This is a genomic window from Desulfosalsimonas sp., from assembly GCF_046483245.1.
Lineage (GTDB): Bacteria > Desulfobacterota > Desulfobacteria > Desulfobacterales > Desulfosalsimonadaceae > Desulfosalsimonas.
On sequence record NZ_JAWODO010000028.1, the window covers coordinates 22,837 to 32,422 of the forward strand.

Here is a 9,586-nt window from a genome sequence, read left to right on the forward strand (position 1 = left end):
CCCGCAAAAATCAGACAAAGGGTGATCTGCCAGGGCTTTATTCCCGGTAACAGATCACCCTTTGTTTGGCCACGTCAGACTGAAGCTTTAATCCCAAACCGGTTGTGTCCACCACCCGGACCACGTGAGAAAGCCGGGTATCTTGTTCGGCGGTTTCTTCCAGTGCGTTCGGCAGAGACCGGATCCAGCCGGCATTGAATTCCACGCCCGGAGATTCCGGATAAATGGCCAGGTAAAAAATTCCGGTTTCAATCAGATCATGGAAAAAATGGGTCCCAAAGGACAGATCCGGGATCAGACTGCCGTCCTGGTAGCTGATTTCAGCAATGGCGGCAATGTGGTTGATTTCCGAAAAATGAACGGCAACGCCCATCTCCGGGGTATGGGTCCCCCAGCGCCCCGGGCCCATCAGCAGGGTGGGCATTTTCTCCCGATTGGGGATCTGCCGGTTTAACCGGCCCACCAAGCGGGCCACGCTGTATTTCTCCGAACGGGAAAGCCCGGCATAGGCCTCGGAATCCACGAAAATAATCCGGGATATGGGCTGACTGATATTGCCGCCCATGAAATTGCCTTCCGTGCGGACCAGAATCCGGTCCGGCTGCACGGTGCTGGGCAGAAACACCCGGCTTCTGTCACCAATGGTCTGCAAAGGCCGGCACTGGAGCAGGTTGATCTGGAGCTGATCGGACTGATTGAAGTTAACGGTAAATTCCACATCCACCGGGTATTCATAGGCCTTTTCCAGCCGGCCCAGCATGCGCTTCATCCAGTCAATAAACGACGTGCGGGTCAAAAACGGATCAAAGGTCAGAATCCAGATATCTTTTTGCGGCCGCCCCATGCGCCGCATTTCCCCGGCGGCTTCTTCATCCCGGGTGCCCAGCAAATCAAATTTTTCCGGCCGCTGCTTTTCCAGCAGCTCCTGGACAGACAGGCTCTGGATATCGTTTTGCTCCAGGTTGAGCAGGTCAATATAATGCTGGGAAAATTTCCGGATATCATGCATGCCCGCAAGCGGACGCACCAGGGGGTCGTCTGCAGCCACAATTCTGGGATAGTCATTTTCCACCCGGTTAACCGCCCGGGTGCCCAGGCCGAATACCAGCCGAATCATTCCGGCATGCGGGTCCATACCCTTTTTCCACACAAAGGGATTGTAGGAAAGCCCCACGCCGGCCAGCTCAGGGTAGAAAAAACTCTGATGATAGGCGCCTGATACCCTTTGCACCAGAAGCGCCATCTGCTCATCCATCTGGTCCAGGCCCCGCTGCAGCCTGTAGGCCAGGGCGTCTTCGCTCATGGTGCTGGCAAAAATCCGCCTGACGGCTTCCTCGAACTTTTCGTACCGTTTTTCCGGAGAACCCTGGTTGACGCAGAAAAAACTCTCGTACTTGCCGGCAAAGGCGCTTCCGAAAGCGTCTTCGAGCAGACTGCTGGAACGCACGATAATGGGCGACTGGCCGAAATACTCGAGCATCAGCTGGAACTGCTCGGTGATCTCTTCGGGAAACACCCCGTTTAACATTTTCTCCCGCAGTTCCGCGGCCCGGCTGAAATAACCCGTGCGGGTCTTGTGGGCCATAAACAGCTTCCACCAGCCGTTTTGAACAATATAGGAATAAAACACGTCCGAACCGATATAAAACGAATCATGGGGCTCTATCACCTGTGACCAGTCAAAGGCGGTGTCTTGTATCAGGATTTTGCGGGCCATGAGCATGCCCAAAGATTTGCCGCCGATAAAGCCGGTACCGATGAGTCTTTCTTTGATCATCAGCAGATCCTCCAGGCCCAGATGCCTGCGGATCATGGATAAAAGCCGCTTGTTGCGCGTCAGCAGCAGCCGGCTCAACTGCTCGACCATGTCTTTTTTTTCCGCGGCTCCGGCTCCGGATTCCAGGAGGCTGCGGGCCTGCATGAAAAGGCGGTCCCAATAGTCCAGGCGCCGCTGGGCGCTAACCGTCTGGTGGTCGGCCAGATAGGAAAACAGCCGGGTGGCCTCCACGCTGTTGATCACCGGCATCAGCTCGTCTTTTTTCTTGATGTGGGGGAAAAACATGGTGGGCGAATAGCGGTGCTGCACCTTGATGGGATGAACACACACCTGGCCCTGATAATTGTAGACATCAATGAGCACCTGGGTGGTCTCCCGGATGCGGGCGATGGCCTTGAAAGAATGCCGGTTTCTCAAAATCCCGAAATAGGCGGTGGTATTGAGCTCAAACAAATACGGGCAGGTGATGAAAAAAAAATCCCCGATCATCAGGTCCGTGGCCCAGACATGCTGCAGATCCGACAATGAATCAAAAACATAGCAGACATCCCGCCCCTGCCGGGTGATAATGCCGTGGACTTCGGCGGAAAAGGACTCAAATCCGTTTTCGGTTCTCAAGTGATAGACGACGATATTGTCGCGGGGCTCCACAAGCGGAATATGCCGGGCAAAGCGCATGTAGACCACCCGCTCATTTCTTGCCAGTGCACTGTTGACAAAGGGTGTTACAAGACGCTGGTAGTCCTCAATGCTGTCGACCTGCCAGACCACGTTATCGCCCCGGCGCAGGTGATCAATGATTGTATCCAGGCTTGGCCAGCCTGTGCTGATATGGGAGTAGTAGGCCATTGTTGAAATCTTCAGGATTTATCAAAAGGGTTCAGACAGCATTGACCGAACGGCGGTTTCAAAAACCACACTTTCTTCCTTATTTTTTGATTATCACAGTTTGTACGATATTGAAAACAGGGTTTCACCAACACAACAGACCCGAATCCGGTTTTTATTCAATACCGCTACCTAACGTTATATACCGTTTTGCGCCACGGCAGCAAAAAGCGATCGCATGGCTGAATCCTAATTTAAGCTAATGGACAACTTTTTGAAATAAAAGCAAAGTACTTTTACCTCATCCTATATTAAGCATGCTGGCATCAATTTTGTATATTTTATTAACAAAAAGAAAAAAAGATGTTTGAATGGCATCCAAACCCAAACCTTGAAAAGGATAAAGGCTTCGATCATGGATTTTGAAAACATCGCAATTGTATCTTGCGGCACACTGAGCCTGGAACTCAATTACCTGCGCCAGGAAGGATTCTTAAACCCGGCGCATTTGTACTTCACCACCCCCGGACTCCATGAAGACCCCCGGGAACTGGAAAAACAGCTCACTGATAAGATCCGAAAAGCACAGGAGAAAACCGAAAAAATCCTTGTTGTCTACGGCGGGAAGTTCTGCTATGTCAATACCGGTGACGTTACCCGTACCATTGACACGATTATCCATGAACAGGGTGGCAATATTGCCCGGATTAACGCCACCCATTGCATGGACATGCTCGCGGGCAAAGAGCAGCGACAGGAGCTGGCAAACGGGGAAAAGGTGTTGTGGCTCACCCCTGGATGGATCAAATTCCGCCATCAAGTGTACAAGGGATGGGACAAGGGTCTGGCCAATGAAAATTTCCCCAAACATACCGGCGGCGCCATGGTACTCGACGCCATCGGTTTTATGGACCAGTACATGGCGGAAAAGCCCGAGGAACTGCTGGAATATTCGGACTGGATGGGCATACCCATCCAGCCCTGTCCCATTACCCTCGAGCGTTTCAAATCCCTTCTCGAGGAGCAGGCCATTGCCCTGGCAGGCTGAAATAAAGGCAGAAAATTAACCCATGGTTTGGATTGTCCTGATTCTTGCCGGCTTATTTGAAACCGGCTGGGCCATTGGATTGAAATACACCCAGGGTTTTACCCGCCTGTGGCCCAGCGTATGGACTCTTTCAGCCATGCTTGCCAGTGTGTGGCTGCTGGGGCTCGCCATGAAAAGCCTGCCTGTGGGAACCGCCTATGCCGTGTGGGTGGGCATTGGCGCGGTGGGAACCGTAATTCTAGGCATTGTACTGTTTGATGAGCCGGCCGGTGCCGGCCGGCTGGTCAGCATTGGTTTGATCGTCACCGGAATCATCGGGCTCAAACTGGCATCCCCGTCCTGATATGAAAGGCCCGAATACAATGCGGCCCATCGGGCCGGGTTCAGACAGCTATTTCTTATCGGAATAGTCATACCAGCCCTTGCCGGTCTTTTCGCCGTATTCCCCCTTCACGTAATGCTCCACTACGCTGGGCGAAGGCCGCTGAGCGGGATCGCCGGTGGCCTTGAAGCTTTCCATGGCCATGGTATAGGCCAGGTCAATGCCGGTGAGATCGTTTAAACGGAAGGGTCCCATGGGATGGCCGGCACCGTGGACGCACGCCTTGTCAATGTCTTCAACCGAGGCTACGCCCATGTCCAGCAGCCACAGGGCCTCATGGTTAATTGCGCGGTAAGTTTGCCCTTTTTGACCCGGCCTGGCAGATATTTGTCCACAAAGGCCTCGGCCTTTTTAAGCACATCTTCCTTGACGTCGGTACAGACGGTTTTATACCCCTTGATGGCGCACAGGGTGGCAATCTGATGCCCCATGTTGCCGGCCCCGACCACGGTAATGTTTTTTACGTCGTCAATGTTCATAATGCCTCCTTCTTCAATGTTTGCGGTTTATTGGGTTTGAGAAAAGATTTAATTTAAACAGCCAAAACTTGCATCGGTCAACAGTTTTATGTGTGAACATGAGCAAAAATATCTGAACAGTCATTTCATTGAAAAAACCCTATTGCAGCCTGCTTTTGTCCGGGCCTGTTGCCGCACTTGAAAATCTGCCGCTGTTAAGGTATTGATAAAAGGAAACAGCGTTAAACAGCAGGCCGCCGCGTTTCGGGAGCGGCGGCCCGTGCCGTCTTACTTCGGACCGCCAGGATCACAAGGAGAGCTCATGGAAGAAAAGACCAGAGAAAACGTTTACACCGCATTTATCGGCGAGGCAAAGGCCTACTTCAGGCTTCTGGCGTATGCCGAGAAAGCCGAGGAAGAAGAAGTTCCCCAAATCGCGCTTTTGTTCCGGGCCATTGCCGAAGCCGAGCGGGTGCATGCCACCCGTCATTTAAACCTGGTCAGGAATCTGTTGGTCAAGGACACGGATACCAACCTGCTTGATTCATTTAAACGCGAACAATCCATCAGCGAAAACGAGTATCCGGAAATGATCAAGGCCGCGGAAGACGAAGGTGAAACCCAGGCAGCCACAACATTCAGCCATGCCCGGGATGCAGAGGCCTATCACGCCAAACTCTATGAGCGCGCCCTTTACCAGGTGATCAAAAACACCGTCAAGGCCTATCAGGTATGCCAGGTATGCGGATATGTCACTGACAAAAAAGCACCCGAAAAATGCCCGGTATGCGGGGCTCCCAGGGAAAAATTCAAGGCTGTTGAATAAACACCCGGGACAAGCAAATCCAAATCATCCCGATGCGCGGGAGAAAGGCAGGATCCCATGACCATGATGAAAAAAATCCAACCCGCAGAACGCTTTATGGGACGGCTCACCCACGGTGCGGATCTGCTCGATGAAATCACCTCCCTGTGCAGGAAAAAAAACATCCGGCTCGGACGCCTGGAGGCCATCGGAGCAGTCCAGCGGGCCCGGCTGGCTTATTATGACCAGAAAACGCGGGAGTACCAGTTTTTCACCCTGGACCAGCCCCTTGAAATCGCAAAGCTCACGGGTAATATCTCCATAAAAGACGGACAGCCCATGGTCCATGCCCATGTCACGCTGGCTGACGGGGCCGGAAACGCCTACGGCGGCCACTTGGCCCAGGGCACCGTGATTTTTGCCTGCGAGCTTATTATCGAAGTTTATGAAGGGGCGGTTTTTGAAAGAACATATGACGAGGAAACCGGTCTTCCCCTTTGGGCCACAGATATGTAACCAGCAGGCAAAAAGCCCGTAAAACACCAGCAGGTCTGCCCCGGGCAGCCGGCCGAAGACAGGAATACCATGAAATTTGCCCTGTTTGCCCTTACGATGACCGGCATCATGCTGATGATGCATTACGCGGTATTCCGCAGTGCCATTTCTTTTTTCCAGATCAGCCGCCCCGGGGTCCGGTACCTGTTATATGCCGCCATGGTCCTGCTGAGCTTTTCTTTTATCAGCGCTTTTGTGGCCATCCACTGGCGGCAGAATCCGTGGACCATCGCTTATTACCGCTTCGCCGCCGTCTGGACGGGATTTTTGATCCATAGCCTGAGTGCTGCAGCCGCCGCCTGGATTCTGCTGGGCGCCGGACGGTTGGCCGGGGTCAACCTGCCGGTCAAAGGCATCGGCACTGTCATGCTCGCCCTTGCGGTCATGGTTTCGGGCTATGGCATCTGGGCGGCGTTTCATCCCGTGGTCCGTTACGTGTCCGTGCCGGTTGCCGATCTGCCCGAAGCCTGGAAAAACAGCAAAATCGCGGTGCTTTCCGACATGCACCTGGGGCTGATGCACCAGCAGGGATTTGCCCGGCACACGGTCAAGATCGTCAACAGCCTGCAGCCGGATCTGGTGCTGATCACCGGAGATCTTATCGACGGCATGGGCGGCCCCTATACAGACAACCTCAAGCCCCTAAACGACCTGGAAGCCCGGCACGGGCTGTTTTTTGTCACAGGCAACCATGAGCATTACGTGGGCATTGAAAAATCATTGCGCCTCATCCAAAACACGCCCCTGCGGATTCTCGACAATGAGGCCGTGGCCATCAGCGGGCTGGAACTGGTAGGCGTCAGCTACCCGGGCATTGCCGCTGTTGCCGGTCTGGGCAATTTTTCACAGGAAAAAACACCCGGGATAGTGCGTGTTGTAATGTTTCATACACCCACGGAAATGGGCATCCATGAAGACTCCCTCCGGGACCGGCACCTGGCCAACTACTGGTTGCCGGATACGCGCTTTATAACCAACCGCAAACTCAACGCTGATCTTCAGATCTCCGGCCACACTCACGGCGGGCAGATTTTTCCCCTACAGTTTCTGACCCGCTGGCTTTATGGAGGCCATGATTACGGGCTGAAAAAAATCAACGGGTTATACCTCTACACCACATCCGGCACCGGCTCCTGGGGCCCGCCCATGCGAACCGCCGGCCGGCCGGAAATTGTCGTGATCCGGCTTGTCAAAAAAAGGGGAAAATGATACAGGACAGATCATGACAATCAATCAGCGCATATACCAGTACGCCGCCGATACAGCCGCAGCCCATCAAATAAAAGATGTGCGCATCGGGCTGGGATATACTGCAGTGATGCTCGAAAACGGCCGGACCGGCCTTGCCGCCACGCCCAAAACCCATCTGCACAAGGGATGCACGGTGTTTACCGGTATGCTCCCCCTGATTGACAAAAACGCAGGCCAACTGCTTGCCCTTATCAATTCCGATGATCCCATTGAAACCACCGTGGGACTGGCCACTGCCAACGCCCTGGTCAATACCTCCAATGCCGATCTGGATACCGGGGATGTGCTGACCAAAATCCGGGTCACAAGCAGCGATCAGGTGGCCATGGTGGGCCATTTTGCCCCTCTGGTCAAGCCAATCCGGGATACAGGCGCGGAGCTCAACATATTTGAGCAAATTGCCGCACCCACCCGGGGCATGCGCCCGTCATCGGAAATTCCCCAAAAGCTGCCCGAGTGCACGGTCTGTTTTCTGACCGCCACGTCCATTATCAACCACAGCTTTGATGATCTCATCGGCCACACCCGCAACTGCCGGGAGGTAATCCTGCTGGGAGCCTCCACGCCCCTGGCCGCCGAAATCTTTGCAGACACCCCGATTACCGGACTTTCCGGGGTCATTGTCACCCGGCCTGAAGAACTTCTCCACATTGTCAGCGCAGGCGGGGGTATGCGCCGGTTTAAAGGCGTTATTGAAAAGGTTAACCGCCCGGCCTGCGGAGCGAAGCAACCTTCATTGTAAACAGGAAAGCCCGTCTTTTTGTCCCGCCGTATCCGAACATGGCTTGAAAACAACCTGATTTCCAGGGACCGTCTCCGGGGCGAACGCATTCACAAAATGTTCGGAGAGCGCCTCTTTGTAAGAGGATTTCCTGGTATCTTGCATCCCGGCAAGAAAAAAAATAACTTCCCGCATCTTTTGCACAAATTACCCACCCCGGTTTGACACGGTTTTGGACGGCTGTTATGATAAACACCAATGTGTGCATAACCCATTCACACCAATGCCGGGACAATCGCCATGGCGGAACACCTGTATCTGCAAAACACCATGACCGGGAATAAGCAGCGGTTTGATTCCCGCCATGGGGACCAAGAAGTCAAGATGTTTACGTGCGGGCCGTCCATATACAACTGGCCGCATATCGGCAACTACCGCACCTTCCTGTTTGAAGACATTCTCCAGCGCTACCTGCAGTACCTGGGATACACGGTAAACCGGCTGATCAACTTCACGGACATGGAAGACAAGGCCATTTTCCGGGCCAATGAACTGGGCGTCAGCCTCGGGGAACTCACCGGCCCGGTGGCGGACCGGTTTTTCAAAGACTGCCGGCAGCTCAACATCGGCCTGCCCGAAACCATTGCCCGTTCCACCACCTGCGTGGATCAGGCCGTGTTTTTAATCCAGCGGCTTATGGAAAACAACATCGCCTATCTCCACAAAGGCGATGTTTTCTTTGACCCCCTGAAATTCAAGGGTTTCGGCCGGCTCTACGGGCTGGACATGTCCAGATGGCCGGCCAAAAAAATCCGGTTCAGAAAAGACACCTACCCGGGCCAGCGCTGGAACCTGGGCGATTTTATCCTGTGGAAGGCCTGGCGGAAACCCGACGGGGAAATCTTCTGGCAGACCCCCCTTGGAAAGGGGCGGCCCGCGTGGAATGTTCAGGACCCGGCCATGATCACCGAACATCTCGGCTATGAGCTTGATATCTGCTGCGGGGGCATTGACAACATTTACCGCCACCATGACTACAACATCGCCGTGGTGGAAGGGGTATCGGGCAAAACCCTGGCCCCTTTCTGGCTCCACGCCGGCCACGTGCGTATCCAAGGCACCAAGATGTCCAAAAGCCGGGGCAACATCGTTTATGTCACAGACCTGCGCAGCCTGGGATACCATCCCCGCCACATCCGTTTTTTCCTGATTCACGGCCGATACCGGGACAATCTGAACATGACCCGGGACCGGCTGGACCTGGCCCGGGGCCGGGTGGAGACATTCCGGGAAATGGCCGGGCGGTTAACAGCGCAGACAAAATTTGCCGCCACATCAGATCCCGAAGCCAGGGCCCTGGTCCGGGACCTTCAAACCGGTTTTGAAAAATCCATGAATGATGATTTAAATGTCAAAGACGCCTTTGACAGCCTCTACACCACCCTCAGCCGACTGGCAGAAAAAGCCGCAGCCGGACACCTTGCCCAAAAGGACGCACAAACCGCCCACAGCCGTCTCCGGGCCATCGACCGGGTATTGCACCTGCTCTGAAAACCTGCTGCCCCTTTCCCCCCCCCCTTCTAAGTAACTTCAAAAAAGTTGCTGTTCGTGCCTGGTTCTATGGTTTTCGCATGAGCTGGGTCGGGTGTGGTTTGTTTGTCTGCGGCTCGGTTCCGGCGATCGTCCCGGGGCTTTGGCTGGAATCTTAATGCCTTTAGCATATTTTGTCTAGACAATACCTCCTCCATTAAATCATTATTC

At 54.0% G+C, this 9,586-nt stretch carries 10 protein-coding genes; 7 read left to right on the plus strand and 3 right to left on the minus strand.

What is annotated here, in order from left to right:
* Positions 1–37: 37 nt before the first annotated feature.
* Entirely contained in the window at positions 38–2,626 is a 2,589-nt protein-coding gene (locus tag R6U41_RS02805; RefSeq protein ID WP_410268313.1) for a PEP/pyruvate-binding domain-containing protein, read from the minus strand.
* Positions 2,627–3,020: 394 nt separating this feature from the next.
* Between R6U41_RS02805 and R6U41_RS02810 the strand changes: the two genes are divergently transcribed.
* Both R6U41_RS02810 and sugE read left to right on the plus strand, forming a co-directional pair.
* The gene (locus R6U41_RS02810; protein WP_410268314.1) at positions 3,021–3,653 is read left to right on the plus strand and encodes a DUF1638 domain-containing protein; all 633 of its coding nucleotides are present in this window, start codon (positions 3,021–3,023) and stop codon (positions 3,651–3,653) included.
* Positions 3,654–3,675: 22 nt separating this feature from the next.
* On the plus strand, positions 3,676–3,996 hold the full coding sequence (gene sugE / locus R6U41_RS02815; protein ID WP_410268315.1) for a quaternary ammonium compound efflux SMR transporter SugE: 321 nt from the start codon (positions 3,676–3,678) through the stop codon (positions 3,994–3,996).
* A 48-nt stretch (positions 3,997–4,044) separates the two neighbouring features.
* Here the strand turns inward: sugE and R6U41_RS02820 are convergent, their stop codons facing one another.
* Together R6U41_RS02820 and R6U41_RS02825 are read right to left on the minus strand one after the other, a co-directional pair.
* Positions 4,045–4,290, minus strand: coding sequence for a 3-hydroxyacyl-CoA dehydrogenase family protein (locus R6U41_RS02820; RefSeq protein ID WP_410268316.1), 246 nt, complete (start codon positions 4,288–4,290; stop codon positions 4,045–4,047).
* Entirely contained in the window at positions 4,281–4,514 is a 234-nt protein-coding gene (locus R6U41_RS02825) for a 3-hydroxyacyl-CoA dehydrogenase NAD-binding domain-containing protein (RefSeq protein WP_410268317.1), read from the minus strand. The genes R6U41_RS02820 and R6U41_RS02825 overlap by 10 nt, the downstream gene beginning before the upstream one ends.
* Positions 4,515–4,815: 301 nt before the next feature.
* Between R6U41_RS02825 and R6U41_RS02830 the strand changes: the two genes are divergently transcribed.
* The 5 genes from R6U41_RS02830 (at position 4,816) to R6U41_RS02850 (ending at position 9,376) form a co-directional block, all read left to right on the plus strand.
* Positions 4,816–5,319 carry a rubrerythrin family protein gene (locus R6U41_RS02830; RefSeq protein WP_410268318.1) on the plus strand — a complete coding sequence of 168 codons (504 nt, stop codon included), beginning with the start codon at positions 4,816–4,818 and terminating at the stop codon, positions 5,317–5,319.
* Between the two features lie 57 nt (positions 5,320–5,376).
* Positions 5,377–5,814 carry a PPC domain-containing DNA-binding protein gene (locus R6U41_RS02835; RefSeq protein WP_410268319.1) on the plus strand — a complete coding sequence of 146 codons (438 nt, stop codon included), beginning with the start codon at positions 5,377–5,379 and terminating at the stop codon, positions 5,812–5,814.
* Positions 5,815–5,883: 69 nt separating this feature from the next.
* On the plus strand, positions 5,884–7,062 hold the full coding sequence (locus R6U41_RS02840; RefSeq protein ID WP_410268320.1) for a metallophosphoesterase: 1,179 nt from the start codon (positions 5,884–5,886) through the stop codon (positions 7,060–7,062).
* A gap of 13 nt (positions 7,063–7,075) precedes the next feature.
* On the plus strand, positions 7,076–7,846 hold the full coding sequence (locus tag R6U41_RS02845) for a Rossmann-like domain-containing protein (protein WP_410268321.1): 771 nt from the start codon (positions 7,076–7,078) through the stop codon (positions 7,844–7,846).
* A gap of 279 nt (positions 7,847–8,125) precedes the next feature.
* Positions 8,126–9,376 (plus strand): class I tRNA ligase family protein, encoded by a 1,251-nt coding sequence (locus R6U41_RS02850; protein ID WP_410268322.1) that lies wholly within the window; start codon positions 8,126–8,128, stop codon positions 9,374–9,376.
* The last annotated feature ends 210 nt before the right edge of the window (positions 9,377–9,586 follow it).

Excerpts from the sequence above, each read along its gene's own strand:
- R6U41_RS02805 (WP_410268313.1), bottom strand. The coding sequence starts at position 2,626 with ATGGCCTACTACTCCCATATCAGCACAGGCTGGCCAAGCCTGGATACA.
- R6U41_RS02810 (WP_410268314.1), top strand. The coding sequence starts at position 3,021 with ATGGATTTTGAAAACATCGCAATTGTATCTTGCGGCACACTGAGCCTG.
- sugE (WP_410268315.1), top strand. The coding sequence starts at position 3,676 with ATGGTTTGGATTGTCCTGATTCTTGCCGGCTTATTTGAAACCGGCTGG.
- R6U41_RS02820 (WP_410268316.1), bottom strand. The coding sequence starts at position 4,290 with ATGGGCGTAGCCTCGGTTGAAGACATTGACAAGGCGTGCGTCCACGGT.
- R6U41_RS02825 (WP_410268317.1), bottom strand. The coding sequence starts at position 4,514 with ATGAACATTGACGACGTAAAAAACATTACCGTGGTCGGGGCCGGCAAC.
- R6U41_RS02830 (WP_410268318.1), top strand. The coding sequence starts at position 4,816 with ATGGAAGAAAAGACCAGAGAAAACGTTTACACCGCATTTATCGGCGAG.
- R6U41_RS02835 (WP_410268319.1), top strand. The coding sequence starts at position 5,377 with ATGACCATGATGAAAAAAATCCAACCCGCAGAACGCTTTATGGGACGG.
- R6U41_RS02840 (WP_410268320.1), top strand. The coding sequence starts at position 5,884 with ATGAAATTTGCCCTGTTTGCCCTTACGATGACCGGCATCATGCTGATG.
- R6U41_RS02845 (WP_410268321.1), top strand. The coding sequence starts at position 7,076 with ATGACAATCAATCAGCGCATATACCAGTACGCCGCCGATACAGCCGCA.
- R6U41_RS02850 (WP_410268322.1), top strand. The coding sequence starts at position 8,126 with ATGGCGGAACACCTGTATCTGCAAAACACCATGACCGGGAATAAGCAG.